Source organism: Streptomyces sp. NPDC048171, from assembly GCF_043202655.1.
In the GTDB taxonomy this organism is placed as follows: Bacteria; Actinomycetota; Actinomycetes; order Streptomycetales; family Streptomycetaceae; genus Streptomyces.
In genome coordinates this window covers 350,857-374,712 of record NZ_JBIDAU010000005.1, presented here as the reverse complement: position 1 = coordinate 374,712, position 23,856 = coordinate 350,857, and the positions used below count along the sequence as shown (strand labels likewise).

Genomic DNA, 23,856 nt, shown 5'->3' with positions numbered 1-23,856 from the left:
ACCCTCCGCTACCTGATCATTTCGATCGTATGACTTCCCAGCGTGAAATCAGCGAAAAGACGATTTAAGGGCCATGCAAGCGGTAACTCGAGAAGTCCACTCAGAGGACCTAACGAGACGATTTTTACCTTTAGGCCGTATACACCGGCCGCTCGGAGTAAATCTGTTTTGGAGTATCGGAAAGCTGGCACAACTCCGCCACTGGTGCGGCGAGAAGCATATTTAATCTCAGAACGAATACCCCATCTCGGGGAAAGCTTCAACGAAACTCTGTTTAGAAAGCTGAGATAAAGGCGCCCACCCTTTGGTTTAAGCCATTTAAGGATTTTCCACAACAAGGATTCCAGCGGCAATCGGACATAGGAAGCGGAAGTGAAAATAGCTATGACCAGGTCAACGTCCTGGAACTGATGGGCTTGCATTTCTTCTACTGGCGCATTCAAGAGGCGAATGCTTCCACTGGGATATTTGCGTTCGAAATTTCCCAACATTCCAGATGAGACGTCTATGCCGGTGTAACTGATTTTGGCGGTCGTGTTCTTGATAAGCAGGTCATAGCCCAACCCGGTGCCGCAGCCGAGTTCGAGAACAGTGCACCTCTCCCGAGGAGGTACCAGCGATGTCAGCCGACTTGCTACCAGAGCATTCTCCCGAACCGACCAGGGCGAGTCATATACCTGGTCGTACGTTTCCGCAAGTGAATCCCAGTACCTTGCTTGCAGAGCCACCCACTCGTCCTCGTCCAACGCGCTCCCCCATCGCGAAGGCTGACGTCGAGATTGGATCTTGTAACGCGACTCGACCCCAACATGACGTTGCGGCACATTAGCACCTTGTTGAGTTGTCAGGGTAGAGGCGGACATCCTCAATCACGGCATCAACTATCAATGCTCCCACGGGTCTGACAGGAAAGCTCGGCCGGCAACCTTCCCGAGATCGTCGCCAGCGACGATGCGGTCTGTGCGGTTTGAGTGAGCATGGACAGGGGAGATGCGCTTCTACGATTCACAAGGTTCTCGGTGCCCCCTGCAGCGACGGCGGGGCCCACCGCTTCGTCTACACCCTCGCCCTTGGCTAATGAGCTCGCGCACGGTTAGAGCTCGTAGCAGGATCTTGTCGGGGTGCCCTGGCCGGGCGTGACCGATGTGATGATCTGGCCGTTCGTGTCGTGTGCTGACTCGGCCGTGGATCGTGGATGACGACTGATGGGTGCGGATCGAACCGCTGCCGCCATGGCCGGAGCGGTCCCCAGGGTCGAGGCCGGTGCCGGACCGGCGGTGTCTGCAAGGCATCCTGTACGTCCTGCACTAGGACATCGCTTGGGAACTCCTGGTCTGCTGGCGGCGGCTCAGGAAGACCGGATCATGAACCTGGCACAGGCTTCTAGGGCGGTCGGGTCACGATTGAGTGGCGTACGAAGCCAGGTCGTGGACTAAACCTGCAGGCGCCGTCTCCTGAGCTTGTCCAGAAGGGCGAAGCTGTGCCGGTAGGTGCCTGACGAGGTGATGTCGGTGCCACCGCCGAGTGCTCGGGCCACGTCCACAGACCCCCGATGACAAGCGAACAGCCCTGCGACCTGTTCGTAGCTGAAGCGCTGGTCGGGAACCATCTCGACGATGCGATCGCGACATTACCCCCGTCCGAGGCGAGAACGGATGGTGGGAGATCACCTACCCGTGCCGGTCGCTCGGCCCCCGCGGGCAACTTCCACTCGACCTCGCAGTAGGAGGTCCACAACGGTCAGGATTCTGCATCCAGGAGCGCGGCGTAGACGAGAGCAGCAGGCGCCGATAGGCGCGAGATAGCAGTAACAGCAAGGGGCGACACCCAACAAAGGTAGACCGTGTCTCACCGTGATCGTGTTACGAGCTCTCAGTCGCGTGGAGAGCGGCGGCCACCTCTTCCTGACGCTCTGCGTCGGAGTGCTGGTAGATCAACGCCTACTCTCGGAGGACTGTCCGGCGCGGCCCGGATACCCTGCTTGGCAGCCACCTGATGAGGATGACTGTCAGCGCGACGATGAACCAGGCGGCGAAGCACCCCACGGTGATCAAAGTCCAGCGGGTGCCAGAGAAGCTGGCGATAACGATCGGAGTTCTTTACAGCGGTCGAACGTCCCCTCACGATCACGCCATACCCCTGACGGGACTCGAGCCAGCCATCCCGAACCAGCAGCTCCAGGGCGCGAAGGGCAGTCGGGCAGGACCTACCGAAGGTCTGCACGAGCAGATTCTCGCTCGGCTCCCAACCCCCTGGCACCTAGGTGCCGTCCTCCATGCGGCGCTGGAGCGTCTGGGCGAGGCGTAGGCACTTCGGTCGCTCCACTTCGTACGCCATGAACGCGGCCCGTCAACATAGGCCAAGTCGGCGGCTCAGCCCGCCTGGAGACACTTTCACCCCGTCAGAATTAGAGCGGACCTTGCCCATCACGTCGTCCAGGCAAAAGCGACCACGAATGAGGTTATCGTGCTGGCGAGTTGGCTGGAGCTGACCTGACCCACAGTGAAACGGTGCTTGGTCCCAGGTAACCGTCGTCTTGATTCCCTTGCGTTCCCCGTGACTTCCCACAGAGTGACCCCGAGATCGCCTCAGCTTCCCAAGCTCAGAGCTTCAGCCTCCGGATACGCAGTGGCCACCTGACGCGTGGCGCTGTAGCTTGCCCCCATGACCGACAACCGAAGGGGCAATGCCGCGTAGGCGCCCGTCAGCCCTGCGGGGCGACCTCCCTGTCCGCCCCTGGAGGCGGCGACAGTACCCGTTCATCGACCGACTCTCAGGATCTTGCACAGCTGACCTGCGTCGGCTGGAGCGGATCCGCTTCTGGTCCGAAGCCACAGAAGAAGCGTTCTGGCACTGGCAGGCCTATGCCCATGGTCCCCTCAGACAACTTGTAGGCCCACGCACAGGTACTGATTGCGGCATCCCTGAGTGCGGGTGTTACGGCGCCGGCTTCCGCGAGCACCTCGAAACCGTGCTTCACGCGCTTCCCAGGAAGAGTGCGCGTGAATTACGCGCCCTCGTGCGGGCCCTCGACGAGAAGATTCTGGCAAGGGCCGAGGTCATCGCTGCTGACAGCCTGGACGTGCCCTGGTGGCGGGGTCAGCTCTAGGGCCACAGTCGGCCGTCTCAGGTTCCGTCTCATTCAGCCCCGTTCACGGCCGTTGGGCGAGGCCCTCAGCCGTCCCCGCGTCGACAGCCACAACCCGACTCGGTGCATCGGGGTATCTCCACTCGCCCCGCCGGATCGGCCAGTCATCCGCATCGGCCGTCGCTTCAAAGACGATGCCCTCGGCCGGGGTGGGGCACAGGCGCGCCGGCTTGGAGGGGGCGCCGTCGCCGGAATCGGGCGCTTTGGGCGGGCGTGGGGTACTTCCAGCCCGGCTGCCGGGGTGGGTGGTGGGCTGCAAATCTCAGCGACCGACGTCGGTTCCGACGTGGAACCTCGTCAGGGCGAAGATGGTGAAGAGGTCGAGTGTCATCACGGGGATGGCCCACAGCGGGTAGTACGGGACGAACATGAACTGGGTGATCAGGCTGATCCCTGCCGCCACCGCGCCCGCCCCACGCCCCCAGCTCTGGTTTGTCACAACGCCCATGCCGGCGATGACGAGTGCCAGGCCGACCACGATGTGGATCCAGCCCCAAGCCGTCAGGTCGAACCGGTAGGCGTACTGGGACGCGGCGAACAAGTTGTCCCTCGCGATGCCGGACGCCCCCATGAGAATGCTGAGCGGTCCGCTGAGCATCATCACGGAACCGGCGAACAGGGACGCGCCGCTGAGCCTTTCGCTGTCGCCCGGCCCGCCGTGCCCTCGCCGTGTCTCGCCCGGAATCGTTGTCATGACCGCCACCTCCTGTACAGCACAGTCACCGACGCATACAGCCCGTGCGACGTCAGGAACGCTTCACTGACAGGATCACCGCGATCCTTGGGGACCGCGACTCCAGCCGTCGTGGCTCGCCGGAGCGATCTCGTCGAGCAGGCCGCGGATGCGCTTCTCGATCTCGTCGCGGATCGGGCGGACCGCTTCGACCCCTTGCCCGGCCGGGTCGGGAAGCTCCCAGTCGAGGTAGCGCTTGCCGGGGAAGACGGGGCAGGTGTCGCCGCAGCCCATCGTGATCACGACGTCGGACGCCTGGACCGCCTCGGCCGTGAGCACCTTGGGTACCTCGGCCGCGATGTCGATGCCCGCCTCCGCCATGGCCGCGACGACCGCCGGATTGACGCCGGCCGCGGGCGCGGAGCCGGCGGACCGGACCTGGACGCGGTCCCCCGCGAGGTGGGTGAGGAAGGCGGCGGCCATCTGCGAGCGTCCGGCGTTGTGGACGCAGACGAACAGGACGGACGGGGCGGCGGTGTCAGGCATGGGTGGCGTCCTTCTGAGGGGAAGGGGTGGCGTCCTTCCGGGGCGCGGGGGTGGCGGCCGGGGCGGGGAAGTAGCGGCGCGCGTACAGGGCGACGTACACGAGGCCGATGAGTACGGGCACCTCGATGAGCGGGCCCACGACGCCGGCGAGGGCCTGGCCGGAGGAGGCGCCGAACGTGGCGATGGCGACCGCGATGGCCAGTTCGAAGTTGTTGCCCGCAGCGGTGAAGGCCAGCGTGGTCGCGCGTGGGTGGTCGAGGCCGACCACACGTCCCACGAGCATCGAACCGGCCCACATGAGCGCGAAGTAGACCAGCAGCGGCAGGGCGATGCGGGCGACGTCGAGGGGCTGCGAGGTGATGGCGTCGCCCTGCAGGGCGAAGAGGATGACGATCGTGAAGAGCAGGCCGTACAGGGCGAAGGGGCCGATGCGCGGGACGAGCCTGGCTTCGTACCAGGTGCGGCCCTTGGTCTTCTCCCCGATGCGGCGGGTGAGGTAGCCGGCTGCGAGCGGGATGCCGAGGAAGACGAGCACGCTGCGGGCGATCTCCCACACCGGGACGTCCAGGCCGGTCTGTTCCAGGCCGAGCCGGCCGGGCAGGACGGAGAGGTAGAACCAGCCGAGCGCCGAGAACGCGAAGACCTGGAAGACGGAGTTCACGGCGACGAGCACCGCGGCGGCTTCGCGGTGGCCGCAGGCGAGGTCGTTCCAGATGATGACCATGGCGATGCAGCGAGCCAGGCCGACGATGATCAGGCCGGTGCGGTAGGCGGGCAGGTCCGGCAGGAACAGCCAGGCCAGGGCGAACATGAGCGCCGGGCCGATGATCCAGTTGAGCAGCAGGGACGGCAGCAACAGGCGGCGGTCGCGGGTGACGGTGCCGAGGCGGTCGTAGCGGACCTTGGCCAGCACCGGGTACATCATCACGAGCAGGCCCAAGGCGATCGGCAGGGACACCCCCGTCACGGTCACCTTGGCCAGCACGTCACCCAGGCCCGGAACCAAGCGGCCCAGGCCCAGCCCGGCAGCCATGGCGGCGAGGATCCAGACGGCGAGGTAGCGGTCCAGGAAGGACAGGCGCCCCGCCACGTGCCGATCAGGAGCAGGAGTACTCACGAGGCGGATCCGGCCGCCGCGCCGTGGTCGGGCAGGGGCTCGCCCATCGGGCGGGTCAGGATGCTCGCCAGTCGGTCGGTCGTCTCCGGGACCAGCCAGTAGTAGACCCACGTGCCGCGCCGTTCGCAGTCGATGAGGCCTGCCTGCCGGAGCAGCTTCAGGTGGTGCGAGATCGTCGGCTGGGACAGATCGAACGCCGGGGTCAGGTCGCAGACGCACACCTCACCGCCCGCCCGTGAGGCGATGAGCGACAGCAGGCGCAGCCGCACCGGGTCGCCCAGCGCCTTGAACACCTTCGCCAGCTCCAAGGCCTGGCCCTCATCCAGGGGAGCGGTCAACAACGCGGGGCAGCAGGCCCCGGCCTCGTCGGTCCGGCCGAGCACCACCAGCTCTTGATTCGACATTTCTCTATGTTGACATCCTTCGATTCAGGGCGCAACGTTGTATCGAAGGACATCGAAACAACTGGATGGGAGCCCTGCCATGTCCCGCGCTCAGCTCGCCCTGCGTGTCAGTGACCTGGAAGCGTCGATCACCTTCTACTCGAAGCTGTTCGGCACCGAACCGGCCAAGCGGCGCGAGGGCTACGCCAACTTCGCCATCACCGAGCCCGCGCTCAAGCTCGTCCTCATCGAGGGCGAGCCCGGCGAGGAGACCCGGCTGGACCACCTCGGCGTCGAGGTCGAGTCCACCGACCAGGTCTCCGCGGCCACGACCCGCCTCAAGGACGCCGGCCTGGCCACCTTCGAGGAGAACGACACCTCCTGCTGCTACGCCCTCCAGGACAAGGTGTGGGTGCACGGCCCCGGCCAGGAGCCCTGGGAGGTATACGTCGTCAAGGCCGACGCCGGCACCCTCGACAGGAGCACCGACCCCCACGCCACCGGCGACGGCTGCTGCACCGGCCGGGCCGCCGAGGAGGCACCGAGCGCCGCGGGCTGCGCCTGCGGCTAGGGGCGGCGAAGGTCGAGCGAGAACGGGCCCCGGCCACGGTCGGGGCCTACTCGGTTCCCGCATGCCGCCGGTGCGGTCTTGGCGCCGCGCCGCGCCGCCCCCGGCCACGGGCCCGGTCGGCTCAGGGGCGTCTTTCGGCCTTTCCGGGCGGGACCGGCCGCAGCGCGCTTCCCGGCCGCCGGAGCAACTCTATGCTTCTACTTGTTTGTAGAAACAAGACCAGGGGCGGCCCTGGGCGGGCGGACAGGTGTCGTCCGTGCGCATCCCTCCGGTGGCCGGATGGCGCCGCCTCACGAAACACAAGCACTCATAAGGAGTGAACGCCACGATGGTGTTCAAGCGGCTTCTCGGCTCCCTCGGCGTGGGCGCTCCCACGGTCGACACGGTTCTCCAGCCGGAGCCCGTCCTGCCCGGCGGCACGCTGGCCGGACAGGTCCATCTCAAGGGCGGACAGGCTGACTTCGACATCGAGCACATCACGCTCGAGCTCGTGGCCAGGGTCGAGGCGGAGCACGAGGACGGGGAGAGCGAGGGCTTCGTCGTCTTCGACCGGTTCACCGTCGGCGGCGGCTTCCGGCTCGGGGCGGAGGCGTCGCACAGTGTGTCCTTCCAGGTCACGCTGCCCTGGGAGACGCCGATCACCGAGCTGTACGGACAGCCGCTGGGCATCGTGCTCGGCGTGCGCACCGAGCTGGCGGTCGCGGGCGCCAAGGACAAGGGCGACCTCGACCCTCTCACCGTCACGGCCCTGCCGGTTCAGGAAGCCGTCCTGGAGGCCTTCGGCCAGCTCGGCTTCGGCTTCAGGTCGGCCGACCTGGAGTACGGGCACATCGGAGGAACGGGCCAGCAACTGCCCTTCTACCAGGAGATCGAGCTGACCCCGGCCCCCCAGTACGCGCACCAGCTCAACGAGGTCGAGGTGACCTTCCTGGCCGGACCCGGCGGGCTCGAAGTGGTCCTGGAGGCCGACAAGCGCGGCGGGTTCCTCTCCTCCGGCCAGGACGCCGTCACCCGCTTCGCTCTGGGCCACCACGACGTCCGCGACTGGGCGGCCGAGGTGGACGGCTGGGTTCGGCGGCTCGTCGAGCACCGCGCGGCGTACGGGGCCGGGGCCGCGTACGGACACGGCACCCCGTTCACCGGCCAAGGGCACCACGGGCACCCCGGGCACCACGCTCACGGAGGTCATCACCACGACGACCACCACCGCTCGGGCCCCGGTGCCGGCACGGCCATCGCCGCCGGAGCGGCCGGACTCGCGGTCGGCGTGGTCGGTGGCATGGTCGCCGCGGAAGTCGTCGACGAGGTCGGTGACTTCTTCGAGGGCGACGACGAAGGAGAGGGCGAGGACTGAGACCGGCGCCTGCCCGGGGGCGAGGCCCTGAACCGCTCGCCTGTTCCCGCGGGTCGCCCGTCGCGACCCGCAGGTGCAGCATGGAAGGAGGGGGAAGGGCCGGCGGTGCCGGTTCCCCGGTGCCGTCGCGGGACCGGAGGAGTGGGAGCGATGACGAAGTTCATGGACGTGCACCACGGCATGAAGGGGATCACGAGCGATCAGTTCCTCGCCGCCCACAATGCCGACCTGGCGGTGCAGGGCGACGAAGGCGTGCACTTCGAGCAGGCATGGGCCGACCCGGATTCCGGCACCGTGTGGTGCCTGTCCGAAGGGCCCTCGGCGGAAGCGGTCCAGCGGACCCACGAGCGGGCGGGCCACACCGCCGACGAGATCTACCCGGTGTCACTCATGCTGTAGTGACGGTCCGCCGGTGCTTCGGCGAGCGAGCCGTATCCGCGCGGTGTCGTGCGGGGGCGGGTCGCGCGGGCGGGCCCGGTGACCAGGGCCACGCGCCCTCAAGGGTGTGACTGGCCCGCCGCCCGGCTCTCCGCCGCCACCCGCCCCACCACCGCCAGCGCCTCGCGCACCGCCCCCGGGATGTCCGTCACCGGAAAGCGGGCCAGGCGCACCACGCGGTCACGGTCCACCACCAGTACCGCCCGCTTCAGTCGCAGCGTCTGCCCCGCGCGGAAGACGGGGAGCCGCAGAGCGGCGGCGAGGCGCAGGTCGACGTCCGAGAGCAGAGTGAAGGGGATGCCTTCCTCGACCGCGAACACCCGTTGCTCGTCGGGTCGTTGCGTGCTCACGCCGCGCACCTCGGCGCCCGCCGCGCGGAAGTCGTCGTAGGCGTCCCGGAACAGGCGGTTCTCCAGCGTGCAGCCGATGGCGCCCGGGATGTCGGCCCAGCCCTCCGGCAGCGGGCTCGGGCGCCCGGTCGCCGGGTAGCAGAACAGGACGGTGGCCGCGGCATCGGCCACCGGGTCCAGTGGGTCGCCGTCCCGGTGTCCCGGCAGTTCGAGGCCGGGCAGTCGCTCGCCCAGCAGGTCCGCCACCCGCCGCGCCTCGGCACTCTCCTCGTCCGCCGTGCCGTTCAGTGAGCCGTCGCCGAGCAGCCAGCGGTCCGCCCAGTCCTGCATCGAGAGCAGCACCGGCAGCAGGCCGAGACCGCTCTCCGTCAGCCGGTACTCGTAGCGCACCGGGCCGCTCTGATACGGCACCTTCTCCAGGATCTCCGCCTCCACCAGGTGCGCGAGACGCTCGGTCAGCACCTTGCGGGAAATCCCCAACTCCTCCTGGAGCGCGTCGAAACGATGGTGCCCGCGTGCGGTCTCCCGTACCAGGAGCAGGCTCCACCAGTCGCCGACCACCGCCGCCGCCTGTGCGATCGCACAGGCGGCGTCCCGTTCGGGCACCGACCTGACCATGGCTCCCCTGCCCTCCGGATACGGCTCCAGTCCTGGAAACCATCTTGCGCCCTCGAGTGAGTTCCCGATAGGAACTCAGTCACAGCAGTAAGTTCCCATAAGAGACTCACCGGAGGCGGGGGCCGCATGAGCGAGACACCGACGAGCGAGACACCGACGGTCCCGAAGCACGATCGCCGCGGCACGGGCCACGCGACCTCGCCCTCGGCCGTCTTCTGGCGCTACTGGGCCGCCGCCACCGTCAGCAGTGCCGGAACCGCCGTCACCTCCCTCGCGCTCCCCTTGGTCGCCCTCTCGGTCCTCGACGCCACCGCGCTCCAGGCCGCCCTGCTCGCCGCCGCCGGACAGATCTCCTGGCTACTGCTCAGCCTCCCGGCCGGAGTGATCGCCCAGCGTCTCCCGCTCCGCCGTCTCCAAGTGACCCTCGATCTCGTGCGGTTCGCCGCCGTCGGATCCCTCCCGCTCGCATGGTGGCTCGACCGGCTCAGCTACCCGCACCTGTTTCTCGCCGCCCTGGCCACCGGCGCCGCGACCGTACTCTTCGACATCGGCAACTCGACGTTTCTGCCCGCCATCGTCCCGGAGCGGCAACTCGCCGCCCGCAACAGCCTGATGTCCGGCACACACGCCGTCACCGAGACCGGCGGGCCCTCCGGTGGCGGCCTCCTCGTGCAGGCCGCGGGCCCGGTCGGGGCGCTCCTCGTGGACGCCGCCAGCTACCTGCTCTCCGCCGCGTTGCTGCGCACCCTCCCCGAGCGCCGTCCCGCCCCCCGCACCGGCGACGGCACCGGCCGGCTGATCCGCCAGGGCTGGACGTACGTGACGCGGCACCCCGTGATGCTGCCCTGCATGCTCTGGGCCACCGCCACCAACTTCGTCTGCGCCGCCCTGGTCGCCCTCACCCCCCTGTACCTGGTCCGGGAGGCCGGACTCACCCCCGCACAACTCGGGCTGGTGCTCGCCATGGACGGAGTCGGCGGGCTCGCGGGCGCCGCCGTGGCGGTCCGGCTGACCCGGCGGTTCGGCACCGCCCGGGCCTCGTGGGGACCGCGCTGGCCGGCGGCGCCGCCGCCCTGCTGGCGCCGCTGACCACATCCGCCGCCGACGCGTACTGGTTCGCCCTGGGCAACGCCGGCTTCGCCTTCGGGGTCGCCATCGGGTCGATCACGACCCGCACCTACCGCCAGACCGCGTCCCCGCCCGAGCTCCTCTCCCGCGTGATGGCCACCGTCCGCTTCGTCTCCTGGGGCGCCCAGCCCCTCGGCGCCCTCACGCCGGGCTGCTCGCCACGTACGCCGGGACGCACGCGGCCCTGTGGACGGTGTGCGCCGCCGCGGTCCTGCCGCCGCTCTACCTGCTCACGTTCCCGGCGGGCCGCCGCCGGGACTTCGAGTGAAACCGGTCCCGGCTGTCGACACCCCCTGGCCCCGGTCTCCCCACCGGTGCTGGGCAGGATCGCAGAGCCACCTTCACCCCGCCGACGAGCAATTCCAGGGAGACCTCCGATGAGCCGCATGACCGTGGGCGACACCGCACTCCACTACGACGACCTCGGCTCCCCGGACGGGATGCCGGTCGTCCTGATCCACGGACACCCGTTCAACCGCACGCTGTGGGCGCCCCAGGCCCGTGCCCTCGTCGCGGCCGGGCACCGGGTGGTCACTCCCGACCTGCGGGGGTACGGGGAGAGCGACGTGACGCCCGGAAAGGTGTTCCTCTCCGACTTCGCCGACGACATCGCCGCCCTCCTGGACCATCTGGGCATCGAACGCGCGGTGGTCGGCGGCGTCTCCATGGGAGGCCAGATCGCCATGGAGTTCTGCCGCCGCCACCCGGGGCGGGTACGGGCACTCGTCCTGTCCGACACGTCGGCCCCCGCCGAGTCCGACGAGGGCAAGGCGTACCGCAACCGTCTGGCCGACCGACTGCTCGCCGAGGGCATGGCGGGCTACGCGGACGAGGTCATCGGCAAGATGCTCGCCTCGTACAACGTCGCCGCTCTCCCGGATGTGGCCGCACACGTGCTCGGCATGATGCGCGCCACCGATCCCCGTGGCGCCGCGGCGGCACTGCGCGGCCGCGCCGAACGTCCCGACTACCGCGACACCCTCGCCACCGTCGCGGTACCGACGTTGATCGTGGTCGGCGTGGACGACGTCTACACGCCCGTCTCCGAGGCCGAGGCCATCGCCGGCCTCGTTCCGCACGCCGCGCTGAGCGTCATCGACGGCGCCGGGCACCTGCCGGGCGCCGAGCAGCCCGAGCGCTTCAACACCGTCCTGCTGGACTTCCTCCGGACGGCCGGGCCCGCCGGTACCGCCTCGTCGGCCACTTCCTCACCGCTTCCGAACCAACTGGCGTGAATCGCGTGGGAAGATGACGGTCGTGACCGATTCGTCGCCCTTAGTAGTTGCCGAAGGCGAGGCGCGCGTGCGTGGGTTGGGGGCCCGTGCCGCCGTCGCGCTCGTGTTCGGGTCCTCCGCCGCCGTGCTCGTGGTCGAGATCGTGGCCCTGCGGCTGCTCGCTCCGTATCTCGGGCTCACTCTCGAGACCAGCACCATGGTGATCGGCATCGCCCTCACGGCGATCGCCGTCGGGTCGTGGCTCGGGGGGAAGAGCGCCGATCAGGTCGATCCCCGGCGGCTGCTCGGGCCCTCGCTCGGGGTGTCGGGGGCGGTCGTGGGGTTCACCCCCGCCGTGCTGCGCACCACCGCGGAGTGGGCGCCGACGGCGCTGTTGTTCATCGCGTCGCTGACCATCCTCGTGCCGGGCGCGCTGCTGTCCGCGGTGACGCCGATGGTGACGAAGCTGCGGCTCACCAGCCTCGCCGAGACCGGGGCGGTCGTCGGACGGCTGTCGGGCGCCGGCACCGTCGGGGCCATCTTCGGGACCGTCCTCACCGGCTTCGTCCTGGTGTCGCGGCTGCCGGTCAGCGGCATCCTGATCGGCCTCGGCACGCTGCTGGTGGCGGGATCCGCGGTGGTCGAGTGGCGCACGCGCGGGTGGAGCGGTGCGCCCGCCCTGGCCCTCGTGATCGTCGCCGGGGGTCTCGCCGCCGCGGTCGCGCCCGGTGGCTGCGACGCCGAGACCCGCTACCACTGCGCGCGGGTCGTCGCGGATCCAGAGCGGGACGGCGGGCGCACGCTGGTCCTGGACGGTGTGCGGCACTCCTACGTCGACGTCGACGATCCGACCTTCCTGGAGTTCGCGTACGTGCGCGCCATCGCGTCCGTGGTCGACTCCGCGTTTCCCAAGGGTGAGCCGCTCGCCGCCCACCACCTGGGCGGTGGCGGGCTCACCCTCCCCCGGTACCTCGCCGCCACGCGGCCCGGGACGCGCAGCCTCGTCTCCGAGATCGACGGCGGTGTCGTACGGATCGACCGGGAGCGGCTCGGTCTCGGGTCGGCCGCCGGTGTCGACGTGCGGGTCGAGGACGGGCGGCTCGGTCTGCGGCGCCTGGACGCCGGCAGCCGGGACCTCGTCGTCGGCGACGCCTTCGGGGGCGTCAGCGTGCCGTGGCACCTCACCACGGTGGAGGCGATGACCGACGTGCGGCGGGTGCTGCGGGAGGGCGGGCTGTACGTCGCGAATCTCATCGACCACGGGGGGCTGGACTTCGCGCGTGCCGAGGTCGCCACCCTCGGCGAGGTCTTCGAGCACGTCGCCGTCGTCGGCGAACCCGTCGACATCGGCCTCCACCCGAGTACCGGGCCCGACGGCGGCAACCTGGTCGTGCTCGCCTCCGACCGGCCCGTCGACCTGCGCGCGGCGCAGCGGGCGCTCGACGCCCGGCGGACCGGCTGGAAGATCGCCGGTGGCGACCGGCTCGCCGCCTGGACCGGCGACGCCCGGCTGCTCACCGACGACTACGCACCCGTCGACCAGCTCCTCCAGCCGGCCGCCACGCGGCGCGGCCCCTGACGCAGGGCCGGTGCGCTCAGCCGATGGGTGCCGGCATGGGCTGGACGTCGTACTGGAGGCGGATCGTGTCCCCGGTGGCGGGGTCGGCCAGCTCAACGCTCCAGCCGTCGGCGAACTGGTCGACGCCGGGCGTCATGGGGATGGTGCCGGAGATCAGGACGGTGCCGGGCGTGAGCCCGCCGCGTGAGCGCAGTACGTCGATCCAGTAGGCGGGGGCGAGGAGTTCCGCCAGGGTGCCGTGCTGGATCTCCGTCGACGTGTCGCCGTGGGTGACCCAGGCGCGCAGGGTGAGGTCGTCGAGGCGGGACTCCACGTCGGCCAGGCGCCAGGCGCGGCGGGCCAGCACGTCGGGGCCGGCGTTCTTGCTCCAGGCCACGCCGTGCACCTCCAGGTCGCGGTCGGTGTGGTCGCAGGCGGCGGTCAGCAGCAGCTCCCCGTCGTCCGCCACGACCAGCGCCCACTCCGCCTCGCCCGAGGTGTGCCCGTGCTGCGCCTGGACCCGGTCGGTCTGCTGGGCGAGGTAGGGGGAGACGGGGTAGAGGGCGGGCGTCACGGACGGGCCGGGCACTCCCAGCTCGGCCAGTTCCGCGACGTGCGCGGCGACGTCCTCCTGGCTGCGTCCGGCGTACCCGGCGTTGAGGACCTGGACGACGTCGACCTCGCGCGTCGATCCGTCGGGCAGTTCGAAGGTCAGCAGCACGGCCATGAGGGCACTCCCAGAGTTCGGGTCCGTTGATCGGGTCCGCGGTGAATCTCTCGCGCAAAGGGTTGCGCATACGACCTGTATACAAGAAGTATGCCGGGAGGTCGATGTCCCCCGACGTCCCCGAGCGAGGATGGGAACCATGCGCGACACCCCGAAGGACGACACGAAGGACGGCACCACGCCGCCCGCGCGGCACTCCGGCGTCCGCCGGGCCTTCGTCGCGAGCCTGACCGGCACGGCGCTGGAGTGGTACGACTTCGCCGTCTACTCCGCCGCGGCCGCCCTGGTCTTCGGCGACTTGTTCTTCCCCTCGGAGGACCCGCTCACCGGCACGCTCCTGGCGTTCTCCACGTACGCGGTCGGCTACGTGTCCCGCCCGCTGGGCGGGTTCGTCTTCGGCCGGCTCGGCGACGTGATCGGCCGCAAGAAGGTCCTGATCGCCACGCTGGTGCTCATCGGCGCGGCGACGTTCCTGATCGGCGTGCTGCCCGCGTACTCGACGGCCGGCGTGGCCGCCCCGATCGCGCTGGTCGTGCTGCGCTTCGCGCAGGGCGTCGGCGTCGGCGGCGAGTGGGGCGGTGCCGTACTGCTGTCCAGCGAGTTCGGGGATCCGCGCCGCCGCGGCTTCTACGCCTCCGCCGCCCAGGTGGGCCCACCGGCCGGAAACCTGCTGGCCAACGGCGTGCTGGCGGCCCTCGGCGCGACGCTGACCGAGGCGCAGTTCGAGTCGTGGGGCTGGCGCGTGGCGTTCCTGTTCTCGGGCGTCCTCGTCGCGTTCGGGCTGTGGATCCGGGCGAAGCTGGAGGAGACCCCGGTGTTCAAGGCGATGGAGGCCGAGCAGTCCCGGCCCCAGGCGCCGGTCCGCGAGGTGTTCACCACCCAACCCCGCGCCCTGCTCGCCGCGATCCTGTGCCGCGTGGGCCCCGACGTGCTGTACGCCATGTTCACCGTCTTCGTCCTCACGTACACCACCGAGGAACTCGGCATGTCACGCGGCTCCGCCCTGGCGGCCGTGCTCATCGGCTCCTCGATCCAGGTCTTCCTCATGCCGCTGGCCGGAGCGCTCTCCGACCGGGTCAACCGCCGTCTGCTGTACGGCGTCGCCACGGTGGCCGCCGGTGTGTGGCCCTTCGTGTTCTTCCCGATGATCGGCGGCGGCACCTGGCTGCCGCTCGCCACGGGGGTCGTCGTGGGCCTGGTGATCCACTGCTGCCTGTACGGCCCGCAGGCCGCCTTCATCACCGAGCAGTTCGCGCCCCACCTGCGCTCGACCGGCTCGTCCCTCGCCTACACGCTGGCCGGGATCATCGGCGGCGCCGTCGCCCCGCTGCTGTTCACCACCCTGCTGAGCGCGTACGGCACGTGGACGCCGCTGGCCGTGTACATCGCCCTCGCCTCGGCCGTCACCCTCGTCGGCGTCCGGCTGGGGCGCGACCCCGACGCCGCCCTCGACGAGGACGCCGCCCTCGCCGCGCCGACGGCGGACACCGTTTCTACCCGCCTCTGAGGAGGACGCACCGTGCGCATCGCCCTGAGCCAGCTCACCACCGGCCCCGACCCCGAGAAGAATCTCCTGCTCGTCGAGGAATGGACCCGGCGGGCGGCGGACGCCGGAGCCCGTGTCGTCGTCTTCCCGGAAGCGACGATGGCCTGCTTCGGCACCCCGTTGGCACCGCTCGCCGAGACGCTGGACGGGCCGTGGGCCGACGGCGTCCGGCGGATCGCCGCCGCCACCGGCACGGTCGTCGTGGCCGGCATGTTCACCCCGGCCACCGGGGGGCGGGTGGCCAACACCCTGATCGCCACCGGGGCCGGCGTCGACGCCTCCTACGACAAGATCCATCTGTACGACGCCTTCGGATTCCGTGAGTCCGACACGGTCGCCGCGGGCTCGGCCACGACGGTCATCGACGTGGACGGCGTACGGCTGGGCCTCGCCACCTGCTACGACATCCGTTTCCCGGAGCTGTTCCGGGCGCACGCCGACGCCGGTGCCGTCGCCACGCTGCTGGGCGCGTCCTGGGGTGCGGGGCCGGGCAAACGGGAGCAGTGGGAGCTGCTGGCGCGGGCCCGTGCGCTGGACGCCACCGTCTGGCTGGCCGCCGTGGACCAGGCCGACCCCGGCACGGACGCGGGACCGGGCTCCGCGCCGACCGGCATCGGGCACAGTCGCGTCGTCGGACCCGACGGAACCGTACGGCACGCGCTGGGCGCCGGGCCCGAGCTGCTGGTGGCCGACCTCGACGTGGACGAGGTCGCGGCGGTCCGGCAGCGGATCTCCGTGCTGGCGAACCGGCGTCCCGAGGTGTGGGGGCGGTGAGCACCGTCTCTCGTCCCCGTTGGGGGGCGACGGGGGCGACGGGGGGGCGACGGGAACGACGGGGGCGGTGGAGGCTTCGGCGGCTCGGCATCGGCCTCGGTGGGGGCCGGGGGCGAGGGAGCCGAAGGGCCGAGGGAGCCGGGGGGCCCGAGGCAGCCGTGAGCCCGAGGCAGCCGTGGGGCTGAGGGAGCCGGAGGGCCGAGGGAGCCCTGGCCCGAGGGAGCCGGGGGCCCAAGGAGTCGTGGGCGGGGGAGTCGTGGGCCGGGGGCCGGGGGAGCCGGGGCCCGAACGAGCCCGAGGCCCGGGGGCGCGCGCATGCCCCCGGCCCTCAACCCTCCAGCAGAACCTTGAGCGTCGACTCCAGGTGATGGTCGATGGCCGCCCACGCGGCCTGCGCGTCACCGGCCTCCAGGGCGTCCAGGATCGCCTCGTGCTCCCCGAGCACCGCATCCTGGCGCCCCTGCCGGCTGAAGAGGGCGGCGACCCCGGCACGGACCTGGCGGCTGCGCAGACCCTCGTAATGCCGGTCGAGGAGGGTGTTGCCGACGGCGGAGACCAGCGCCGCGTGGAAGCAGTGGTCCACGGCGATGAACTCCCGGGCCTGATCGGCACCGGTGAGCCCGCGCTGCCGTTCCAGCAGGGACCGCAGCTCCGCGACCGGCGCTCCCCCACCCGAGACCAGCTCCTGGGCGGCGTACCGCTCGACGATGCCCCGCAGCTCCATGAGCTCGCGGATCTCCCGTCCCGTCAGGGGGGACACCCGGGCGCCCCGCTTCGGCACCAGCTCGACCAGGTCCTCGGCCGCGAGCTGCAACAGGGCTTCCCGGATGGGTGTGCGGGAGACGCCGATCCGGTCCGCGAGCTCCTGCTCGGACAGGAAGGCGCCCTGCATCCCGGGATCCGTCAGCACCGTGTCCTTGAGATACGCGTACGCCTTCTCCCGACCGGACGTCACCGCAGCCCCCAGCTCTCGCATACACCTTGTATACGACCGGACGCTACCACGCGGTCCCCTCGCGGTGCCCGCGGTGCGTTCCGGATCTCTCGGGAGATGCGGGCCCGCGCAGGTGAGAGGAGGGTGGGAGGAAGGGGTGGCCGCCCGGCCGAGCCGGGGCGCGCCTGACACCGCTGACCGCACTCGAGGCCATTCATGGAAACCGAAACGCAAGCCACTCTCGTCGCGGCCCTCGCGACCGGATACGCCCTGGGCCGCACCAAGAAGGGCAAACTCGCCATCGGGGTCGCCTCCGCACTCGCCGGCCAAGGGCTGCTGAGCCCCCGAGAGTTGATGACTCGGGCGCTGAGCAGGGCATCCGAGAACCCGCAGACCGCGCAGTTGCTGGATCAGGTCCGCGGCGAGCTGATGGACTCCGCCCGCACCGCGCTGTCCACGACCGCCGACCGCCGCCTGGGCGCACTGGCCACCTCGCTGCAGGAGCGCACCGAAGCCCTCCTGGGCCAACCCGACGGCGAGGGCGAGGAGGAGGAAACGCCGGAGGACCAGGAAGACCAGGAAGACCAGGAGGCCGAGCAGGAGGCGGAGGCGGCGCCGCCCCGTCGGAGCCGAGCGCGGAAGAGCCCCGCGAAGAAGTCCGCGACCAGGACCGCCCCCGCGAAGCAGACGCCCGCGAAGAAGGCGCCCGCGAAAAAGGCTCCCGCCAAGAAGGCGCCCACCGGGAAGAAGAAGGCCGACGCGGGCAGGACATCCGGCCGCGGCAGCCGTAGGAGGTAGGCCATGGCCAAGACGGAGTCGAAGTCCACTCCAGCCGGCACCTCCGGCATGGACCAGCTCAAGGAGCAGCTGGCCGCGTTCGCCTCGGCGAAGGGCCAGCAGATGGCGGACAAGGCCGGGGAGAGGATCAGCGGCCTCGCGCAGGACCTCGGGAACGTCGGCGAGGGCAACAGCACCTTGCTCGACGTCGGCAGACGCGTACTCGGCGAAGGGGAGTCGCCGGTCAAGGCGTTCCTCGGCAAGAAGGCGGGGGACGTGAAGGACAAGGTGGTCGACACCGTGAAGGGCGTCTTCGGCGGCGGTGGCAAGGCGGGGAGCGTCAAGGTCACGAACATCGTCGAGGTGATCGACGTCGGCAAGCCGGTGCGCACCGTGTACGACCGCTGGACCCAGCTCGAGGAGTTCAGCTCCTTCACCAAGGGTGTTCAGAGCGTCTCGCAGTCGGACGAGGTCGAGAGCGACTGGAAGGCCAAGATCGCCTTCTCCAACCGCAGTTGGAAGGCCACCGTCCAGGAGCAGGTCCCCGACGAACGCATCGTCTGGAACTCCGAAGGGGGCAAGGGCACCACCCGCGGCGCCGTCAGCTTCCACGAACTGACCCCCGACCTCACGCGTGTCGTCGCCGTGGTCGAGTACTACCCGTCCGGCTTCTTCGAGAAGACCGGCAACATCTGGCGCGCGCAAGGACGTCGCCTGCGCCTCGACCTCAAGCACTTCCTGCGGTACGCCACGCTCTCCGACGACGAGGAACTGGAGGGCTGGCGCGGTGAGATCCGCGACGGCGAAGTGGTCCGCTCGCACGAGGAAGGTCTTGAGGACGACGAGGAGGACGGGGACGACGGGGAGGACGGGAACGACGCAGAAGCCGATGCCCAGTACGACGACGAGGACGAGGAAGAAGAGGAGTACGAGGACGAGGAAGAGGACGAGGACGACGAGGGTCGGTAGGCGGGACCGGGCCGGCGGCGTGTGCGCGCGTCGCCGACCCGATCTCCCTACGACTCACCGCGTCTCACGGCGTCTCACGGCGTCTCACGGTGAGACATCACCGCACTCGCCGCGCCTGCCCGCCCTCGCGGCCCTCGCGGCCCTCGCGCGGGCGCACGAAGTCGGAGACGTGCGTCTCGCGGCCCGCGAAGTGGCCGACGACCAGACCGGCCAGACCGAGGGCGGCGACCACCACGAACGCCGCGAACCCGCCGAAGTATCCGGCGAAGCCAAGTGCGAGGCCGGTCAGGAGCCCCGCGGTGGTTGTGTTCATGGCTCGTTCCCCATCTCGCGTACGACTCCCCCTCGGGAAGGGCGGGGCGAGTCAGTCGACCCGCTGCCGGTCGCGGTCGCTCTCGCCCTCGTCCTCTTCATCCGCCTCCGGCAGGGCTACGTCGTTGACGTCGATGTTCACCTCCACCACCTCCAGGCCGGTCATGCGCTCCAGCGTCGCGATCACTTCGGCGCGCGTGTCCGCCGCGACCTCGGCGATGGGGTAGCCGTAGTCGGTGACCACGTCCAGGTCCACCGCCACCTGGCGTTCCCCGACCTCGACGCTCACGCCCCGGGTGACGCTCGTCCGGCCGCCGGGCATACGGTCGCGGACACCCCCGATGGCACGCGTCATGCCGGAACCGAGGTGGTGGATGCCGGGGACCTCACGGGCCGCCATCCCGGCGATCTTCGCCGCCACGACGTCCGCGATCGTGGTCCGTCCGCCGGGCTCCGAGCCGGCGGTGCCGGTCCGCTTCTCGCCCTCCGGCGCATCCCGCTTGGGGTCGTGCTGCGGCATGGTTCCCGGGGTCGGCCTGGCGCGGTCCGATGCCGGGTTGTACGTCGTCTGCGTCATGACGTCCTCCTGAGCGACGAGCTGCGAGCGACGGTTCGGGGGCACCTGGTCGGCGCCCTTCATAGAGTTCGACACGAACCAGGCGAAATCGTCACACTTATCTGTGATCTGGCTCACGTATCCTGGCTCGTAGCAGGACGCGCCCGACGGCGTCACGTGGGAAGCGGACAGTGGATGTGGGGAGCGATCTCGACGAAGCGGACGACCGGGTCCTCGCCGTCCGCGCCTCCGAAGCCGACGAGGACGCCTTCGCGGTGCTCGTGCACCGGCACACCGCCCGGCTGCTCGCGCTGGCCTGCCACATGCTGGGCAGCCTCCCGGACGCCGAGGAGGTCGTGCAGGATGCCTTCGCCAGTGCCTGGAGACGCCTTCCCGAGTTCCGGGGGGACGCCGCCTTCCACACGTGGATGTACCGCATCGTCACCAACCGCTGCCTCAACCTCCTCCGCGGACGCACGCCCTCCCTGCCCCTGGACTCCGTCGCCGAGCCCTTGGCCCACGACGCGACGGGCGAACCGGAACGCAGTGCCGAGAACGCCGCGGCGGCTGCCGCACTGTCCCGCGCGCTCGGAGACCTCCCCGCCGGCCAGCGCGCCTGCTGGATCCTCCGGGAGCTGCACGAACTCCACTACGAGGAGATCGCGCAGGTGCTGGGGGTGAGTGAACAGACCGTACGCGGCAGGCTCTTCCGGGCTCGGCGCACGCTCACGAAGGAGATGGCCCCATGGCGCTAGACCACCCCACCGCCACCTCCTCGTCCGGCCGGCCCGGCCCGGTCCACGGGAGCCCCGGCGGGATACGGTTCCCGGCCGACGAGCGACTGCCGTGCGCCCGCCTGCTGAGCGACGTATGGGAGCGGGCGCGCACCGGCCGCGATCAGGACGACGCCCACACGGACGGGTGCGTGTACTGCCGGGACGCCGTCGAAGGTCTGACGGCCCTGGACCGCGCCACCGACGCGCTGCGCACGCGAGGGCCGAGCGCCCGCGCCCTCGTGGAGAGGATCGTCGCCGCCGTGCGCGCGGAGGTACGACTCGGGCGGCTGGTGCCCCTGGACGATCCGACCGGAGAACTGCGCATCGCGGAGACCACGGCGGCGGGCGTCCTGCGCCGCGCCGCCGGACGGGTTCCGGGCGTGCTGGCCGCCAGCTGCCGGCTTGCCCCGGGCGCCGCGGGGACGGAGACCCGGGTGTCCGTCGCCATGACCCTTTCCGTCACGCTCGACCAGCCCCTGCCCGGCAGGACGGAACAGGTGCGACGGGCTGTGGCCGACGCGGCGGCCCACGAGCTGGGCCTCGCCGTCGAGGCGATCGACCTGCGGGTCTCGGCCGAGTGGGAGCGTCCGCACCCGACGGACAGCCGCGCCTCGGGGCCCGGGGTGGCGACATGACGGCCGTCGACCCGGGGAGCGTGGAACGCGCGGTCGCCCATGCCGCGCTGTCGGTCCCCGGAGTGGCCGGACTCCAGCCGGGCCTCGGCCGCTCACTGGCCGACGCGGCCCACGCGGCCCACGCACAGCACACTCCCGGCACCGCCACTCCGGCTCCGGGCGCCGGCGTCCGCGTCCGGCACGCGCGTGACAGCGGCGTCTGGCACGTCGAGGTCCGCTGCGTTCTCACCGAGGGCGGCCGCGCCCTCGACACGGCCCGCGCGGTCCGCGCCCGAGCACAGGCGGCCGTGCACCAGCAAGCTCCGGGGAGCTGCGTCGTCGCCGTCACGATCACGCGCATCGTGGGGGACGTGGAGGGCCGGGCCTCGACCAGCTGACCCGACGGACCGGGCCCGATCCCCCGAGGGGAACCGGGCCCGGTCGTGTCTTGCCGTGCCGTCTGTCAGGCGCCGGTGCTCTTGTTGCGGCGGCGGGTGACGATCACCGCGCCGGCGCCGAGGACGAGTGCCGCGCCGCCCGCCAGGGCGATCTTCGGCAGGGCGTCGTTCGAACCGGTCTGGGCGAGGGAGCCGGTGGTGGTGGTGCTGGACGTGTTCACCGGGGTGGTGGAGGTGCCGCCCTGTCCGGTGGGGCTGTTGGGGGCCGGCTTGTCCTTCGGGTCCTCGGGCTTGCCCGGGTCGTCGGCGTTGTCGCCGCCCTCGGGCAGGATCTGGAAGGCGTAGTCGTCCAGGTCGGGGTAACCGCCGCAGGAGCCGTCGTCGTTGAGGTAGTCGGCGGTGACGTAGACCGAGCCCTCACCGGCGAGGACGTCCTCGTCGACCTTCAGCCGCAGCTTGACGTCGACCGAGGCGTTCGCCTTGAGGGAGCCGATGGAGGTGCCGCCCAGCAGGTCGGCGTCGCGCCACTTCGGGTTGGCGGCGGTGGACCATTCCAGGTCGAGGTAGGAGTCCAGCTCCTTGTAGCCCTTGGTGTCGAAGCCGTGGGCGGACGCGAACGGGTACACCTCGTCCAGCGTGCCGCCGGTGCCGTTGGTGACGCGGAGGGTGAAGGTCTCCGTGGTGCCGCCGACGACCTTGTCCGGCAGCCCGCTGACGACGGCGGTGAGTTCGGGCGCGGCGACGCACTCACCGGCCGGCTCCTCGCCCTCAGCGCCCTCATCGCCCTCCTCGGCCTCGGCGTCGGAGAGCGCCTTCTCCGCGTCGTCCAGCTTCGTCTTGGCCTCGTCCCGCGCCTTCTTGAGGAGTTCGATCTTGCGGGCCTGGGCGACGCGCTCGTCGTCGTGGGCGTCCTGCGCCTCGGTGTGCGCGGTGTCGGCGGCCGTCTTGGCCTCCGCTGCCTCCGTGGCGGCGGTCTTGGCCTCGTCCAGCTCGGTCTGCGCCGCCGCCTTGTCCTCGTCGGTGGTGGCGGCGTCCAGCTTGGCCTGGGCGTCCACCACGGCCTGGTCGGCCTCGGCCTTGACCTTGGCGGCGTCCTCGGCGGCCTTCTCGGCCTCGATGAGCGCGGCCTTGGTCGGGTAGGTCTCCTCCTCCAGGCCCTCCTTGAGGAACTTCTTGGCGTCCTTCACCGCGATGACGGCGGCGTCGTACTCCTTCTGCGCGCGTTCGACGGCCTGCCGCAGCTCTTCGATCGTCGGCTTCGCCTTCTGCGTCTGCGCGGCGGGCTTCTCGTCGGCGAAGGCGGGCGCCGACGAAAGGAGGACGACCGGGGCGGTCACGGCGGCGGCGACGGCGGTCGCGAGAACACGGCGAATCTTCACATGGACCCCTGGTCGGGTGGAGAAAGGAAGCGAGGGACGCCGCACTCACAAAATCTTCACGCGACGCGACGCTCCGGCGATGGTATGGCCTGCTTGATCGAGACCACAGGGGGTTTCCCCCGCCCATGCCGGAAAAGCCTCCACGACGTATGAACAAACGGTACTTAAGGCGCAGTTGCCCTCGTAGGCCGCACTTTCTGTGTGAGCCATGTCATCGCCGCCGACCGCCACGCCGCCTCAGGCGCGGGCGAGTTCCGCAGCGCCGAAGGAGACGTCGAAGCGGTCGCACCAGATGCTGACGCTGCTGTAGCGGGCCGGGTCGATGCCGGCGGGCACGGTGTAGTTCTGGCTGCCCTTGTTGCCCTTGAGCTTGCCCAGGCCGACGTGCTTTCCGTCGTCGAAGACGTGCCAGCCGGCCCGGCCCTCCTCGACCGGTGCGTCGGTCAACAGGACGCGCAGGTCGGGGCCGTTGCTGGTGTCGAGGTCCTCCAGGCGGACGACGTGCGAGCCGTCTGACAGCCGCACGAGTTTCACGGTGCCGGTGGTCGTGTGCTCGTGGCTGATCAGGTCGCCGCTCGCCAGGGTGACCGGCTCCGAGGCGGAAGGTGCTGAAGTGGAAGGTGCCGCCGGCTTGTCGGACGAGGGTCCCTGGGCAGGGGCGCGCGACGCGTCCGCCGTCGCGGGCAGCGCCTCGTGGACGGTCTCGTCCTGCCACAGCTTCCACGGCTGGAACCAGTACAGCCCGAGGCCGGCCGCGGCGAGCGCCACCAGCAGCACGCCGCCCATCCACGGCCTGACCCTCGTACTTCGTCCACGTCCCATGCCGTCCGCCTCCCGGGGAGAATGCCGCGTCGCTTCCGTATCGCCTCCATTCAACGGATGGCGCGGCCTTCCCACGTCGTTCGGCGGATGACGAAACGCTTACGTCCGCCGCCCGTCCCGTCGAGTGTCCACGAACTTCTCCTGGATTGTCCGTGATCTGTAACGGACGGATCC

At 70.4% G+C, this 23,856-nt stretch carries 25 protein-coding genes; 13 read left to right on the top strand and 12 right to left on the bottom strand.

The features are described 5' to 3' along the window. Nucleotides 1–8 precede the first annotated feature (8 nt). From ACGF3J_RS16315 to ACGF3J_RS16295, 5 genes are all read right to left on the bottom strand, one after another. The gene (locus tag ACGF3J_RS16315) at nucleotides 9–728 is read right to left on the bottom strand and encodes a class I SAM-dependent methyltransferase (protein WP_161332754.1); all 720 of its coding nucleotides are present in this window, start codon (nucleotides 726–728) and stop codon (nucleotides 9–11) included. A 2,682-nt stretch (nucleotides 729–3,410) separates the two neighbouring features. Next, nucleotides 3,411–3,842 (bottom strand): hypothetical protein, encoded by a 432-nt coding sequence (locus tag ACGF3J_RS16310; RefSeq protein ID WP_202559121.1) that lies wholly within the window; start codon nucleotides 3,840–3,842, stop codon nucleotides 3,411–3,413. 75 nt (nucleotides 3,843–3,917) lie between these two features. After that, entirely contained in the window at nucleotides 3,918–4,367 is a 450-nt protein-coding gene (locus ACGF3J_RS16305) for an arsenate reductase ArsC (RefSeq protein ID WP_161332753.1), read from the bottom strand. Beyond that, on the bottom strand, nucleotides 4,360–5,457 hold the full coding sequence (arsB, locus tag ACGF3J_RS16300) for an ACR3 family arsenite efflux transporter (protein ID WP_346346350.1): 1,098 nt from the start codon (nucleotides 5,455–5,457) through the stop codon (nucleotides 4,360–4,362). Before arsB ends, ACGF3J_RS16305 begins: the two co-directional genes overlap by 8 nt. A gap of 23 nt (nucleotides 5,458–5,480) precedes the next feature. Further along, nucleotides 5,481–5,888: a helix-turn-helix transcriptional regulator gene (locus ACGF3J_RS16295; RefSeq protein WP_161332751.1), complete on the bottom strand. Its 408-nt coding sequence runs from the start codon at nucleotides 5,886–5,888 to the stop codon at nucleotides 5,481–5,483. A 79-nt stretch (nucleotides 5,889–5,967) separates the two neighbouring features. Here ACGF3J_RS16295 and ACGF3J_RS16290 point away from each other — a divergent pair, with 79 nt between their 5' ends. From ACGF3J_RS16290 to ACGF3J_RS16280, 3 genes are all read left to right on the top strand, one after another. Next, nucleotides 5,968–6,438, top strand: coding sequence for an ArsI/CadI family heavy metal resistance metalloenzyme (locus tag ACGF3J_RS16290; RefSeq protein ID WP_161332750.1), 471 nt, complete (start codon nucleotides 5,968–5,970; stop codon nucleotides 6,436–6,438). 328 nt (nucleotides 6,439–6,766) lie between these two features. After that, complete coding sequence (locus ACGF3J_RS16285; protein WP_161332749.1) at nucleotides 6,767–7,792, top strand: sporulation protein; 1,026 nt, start codon at nucleotides 6,767–6,769, stop codon at nucleotides 7,790–7,792. Nucleotides 7,793–7,942: 150 nt separating this feature from the next. Beyond that, nucleotides 7,943–8,191: an SCO4226 family nickel-binding protein gene (locus tag ACGF3J_RS16280; protein ID WP_125493565.1), complete on the top strand. Its 249-nt coding sequence runs from the start codon at nucleotides 7,943–7,945 to the stop codon at nucleotides 8,189–8,191. Between the two features lie 98 nt (nucleotides 8,192–8,289). Here ACGF3J_RS16280 and ACGF3J_RS16275 read toward each other — a convergent pair whose 3' ends face one another. Next, entirely contained in the window at nucleotides 8,290–9,198 is a 909-nt protein-coding gene (locus tag ACGF3J_RS16275) for a winged helix-turn-helix transcriptional regulator (protein WP_161332748.1), read from the bottom strand. Between the two features lie 126 nt (nucleotides 9,199–9,324). Between ACGF3J_RS16275 and ACGF3J_RS16270 the strand changes: the two genes are divergently transcribed. The 3 genes from ACGF3J_RS16270 (at nucleotide 9,325) to ACGF3J_RS16260 (ending at nucleotide 13,119) form a co-directional block, all read left to right on the top strand. After that, nucleotides 9,325–10,287, top strand: coding sequence for an MFS transporter (locus tag ACGF3J_RS16270; protein WP_161332747.1), 963 nt, complete (start codon nucleotides 9,325–9,327; stop codon nucleotides 10,285–10,287). Between the two features lie 416 nt (nucleotides 10,288–10,703). After that, nucleotides 10,704–11,561 carry an alpha/beta fold hydrolase gene (locus ACGF3J_RS16265; RefSeq protein ID WP_161332746.1) on the top strand — a complete coding sequence of 286 codons (858 nt, stop codon included), beginning with the start codon at nucleotides 10,704–10,706 and terminating at the stop codon, nucleotides 11,559–11,561. Between the two features lie 13 nt (nucleotides 11,562–11,574). Continuing rightward, the gene (locus ACGF3J_RS16260) at nucleotides 11,575–13,119 is read left to right on the top strand and encodes a fused MFS/spermidine synthase (protein WP_202559120.1); all 1,545 of its coding nucleotides are present in this window, start codon (nucleotides 11,575–11,577) and stop codon (nucleotides 13,117–13,119) included. 16 nt (nucleotides 13,120–13,135) lie between these two features. On the opposite strand, the gene ACGF3J_RS16255 is transcribed toward ACGF3J_RS16260, so the two are convergent. Beyond that, complete coding sequence (locus ACGF3J_RS16255) at nucleotides 13,136–13,825, bottom strand: DUF2848 domain-containing protein (RefSeq protein WP_161332745.1); 690 nt, start codon at nucleotides 13,823–13,825, stop codon at nucleotides 13,136–13,138. Between the two features lie 139 nt (nucleotides 13,826–13,964). On the opposite strand from ACGF3J_RS16255, the gene ACGF3J_RS16250 reads away from it, so the two are divergent. Together ACGF3J_RS16250 and ACGF3J_RS16245 are read left to right on the top strand one after the other, a co-directional pair. Next, the gene (locus ACGF3J_RS16250) at nucleotides 13,965–15,332 is read left to right on the top strand and encodes an MFS transporter (RefSeq protein WP_161332744.1); all 1,368 of its coding nucleotides are present in this window, start codon (nucleotides 13,965–13,967) and stop codon (nucleotides 15,330–15,332) included. Between the two features lie 12 nt (nucleotides 15,333–15,344). Further along, entirely contained in the window at nucleotides 15,345–16,145 is an 801-nt protein-coding gene (locus ACGF3J_RS16245; RefSeq protein WP_161332743.1) for a carbon-nitrogen hydrolase family protein, read from the top strand. Nucleotides 16,146–16,473: 328 nt separating this feature from the next. Here the strand turns inward: ACGF3J_RS16245 and ACGF3J_RS16240 are convergent, their stop codons facing one another. Next, on the bottom strand, nucleotides 16,474–17,121 hold the full coding sequence (locus ACGF3J_RS16240; protein WP_202558006.1) for a GntR family transcriptional regulator: 648 nt from the start codon (nucleotides 17,119–17,121) through the stop codon (nucleotides 16,474–16,476). Between the two features lie 174 nt (nucleotides 17,122–17,295). Between ACGF3J_RS16240 and ACGF3J_RS16235 the strand changes: the two genes are divergently transcribed. Both ACGF3J_RS16235 and ACGF3J_RS16230 read left to right on the top strand, forming a co-directional pair. Next, on the top strand, nucleotides 17,296–17,877 hold the full coding sequence (locus ACGF3J_RS16235; RefSeq protein WP_161328435.1) for a hypothetical protein: 582 nt from the start codon (nucleotides 17,296–17,298) through the stop codon (nucleotides 17,875–17,877). 3 nt (nucleotides 17,878–17,880) lie between these two features. Then, nucleotides 17,881–18,825: an SRPBCC family protein gene (locus ACGF3J_RS16230; RefSeq protein WP_161328434.1), complete on the top strand. Its 945-nt coding sequence runs from the start codon at nucleotides 17,881–17,883 to the stop codon at nucleotides 18,823–18,825. 97 nt (nucleotides 18,826–18,922) lie between these two features. Here ACGF3J_RS16230 and ACGF3J_RS16225 read toward each other — a convergent pair whose 3' ends face one another. Together ACGF3J_RS16225 and ACGF3J_RS16220 are read right to left on the bottom strand one after the other, a co-directional pair. Then, nucleotides 18,923–19,138, bottom strand: coding sequence for a hypothetical protein (locus tag ACGF3J_RS16225; RefSeq protein ID WP_161328433.1), 216 nt, complete (start codon nucleotides 19,136–19,138; stop codon nucleotides 18,923–18,925). 51 nt (nucleotides 19,139–19,189) lie between these two features. Continuing rightward, the gene (locus ACGF3J_RS16220; protein WP_393854221.1) at nucleotides 19,190–19,714 is read right to left on the bottom strand and encodes an Asp23/Gls24 family envelope stress response protein; all 525 of its coding nucleotides are present in this window, start codon (nucleotides 19,712–19,714) and stop codon (nucleotides 19,190–19,192) included. Between the two features lie 170 nt (nucleotides 19,715–19,884). Here ACGF3J_RS16220 and ACGF3J_RS16215 point away from each other — a divergent pair, with 170 nt between their 5' ends. The 3 genes from ACGF3J_RS16215 to ACGF3J_RS16205 are packed head-to-tail and all read left to right on the top strand — an operon-like array spanning nucleotide 19,885 to nucleotide 21,481. After that, nucleotides 19,885–20,448 carry an RNA polymerase sigma factor gene (locus ACGF3J_RS16215; protein WP_393854220.1) on the top strand — a complete coding sequence of 188 codons (564 nt, stop codon included), beginning with the start codon at nucleotides 19,885–19,887 and terminating at the stop codon, nucleotides 20,446–20,448. Continuing rightward, entirely contained in the window at nucleotides 20,439–21,104 is a 666-nt protein-coding gene (locus ACGF3J_RS16210) for a hypothetical protein (RefSeq protein ID WP_202558005.1), read from the top strand. Before ACGF3J_RS16215 ends, ACGF3J_RS16210 begins: the two co-directional genes overlap by 10 nt. After that, nucleotides 21,101–21,481: a hypothetical protein gene (locus ACGF3J_RS16205; protein ID WP_161328431.1), complete on the top strand. Its 381-nt coding sequence runs from the start codon at nucleotides 21,101–21,103 to the stop codon at nucleotides 21,479–21,481. The genes ACGF3J_RS16210 and ACGF3J_RS16205 overlap by 4 nt, the downstream gene beginning before the upstream one ends. A 65-nt stretch (nucleotides 21,482–21,546) precedes the next feature. On the opposite strand, the gene ACGF3J_RS16200 is transcribed toward ACGF3J_RS16205, so the two are convergent. Together ACGF3J_RS16200 and ACGF3J_RS16195 are read right to left on the bottom strand one after the other, a co-directional pair. After that, nucleotides 21,547–22,860 (bottom strand): LPXTG cell wall anchor domain-containing protein, encoded by a 1,314-nt coding sequence (locus ACGF3J_RS16200; protein WP_161328430.1) that lies wholly within the window; start codon nucleotides 22,858–22,860, stop codon nucleotides 21,547–21,549. A 237-nt stretch (nucleotides 22,861–23,097) separates the two neighbouring features. Further along, entirely contained in the window at nucleotides 23,098–23,682 is a 585-nt protein-coding gene (locus tag ACGF3J_RS16195) for a DM13 domain-containing protein (RefSeq protein WP_161328429.1), read from the bottom strand. Nucleotides 23,683–23,856 lie beyond the last annotated feature (174 nt).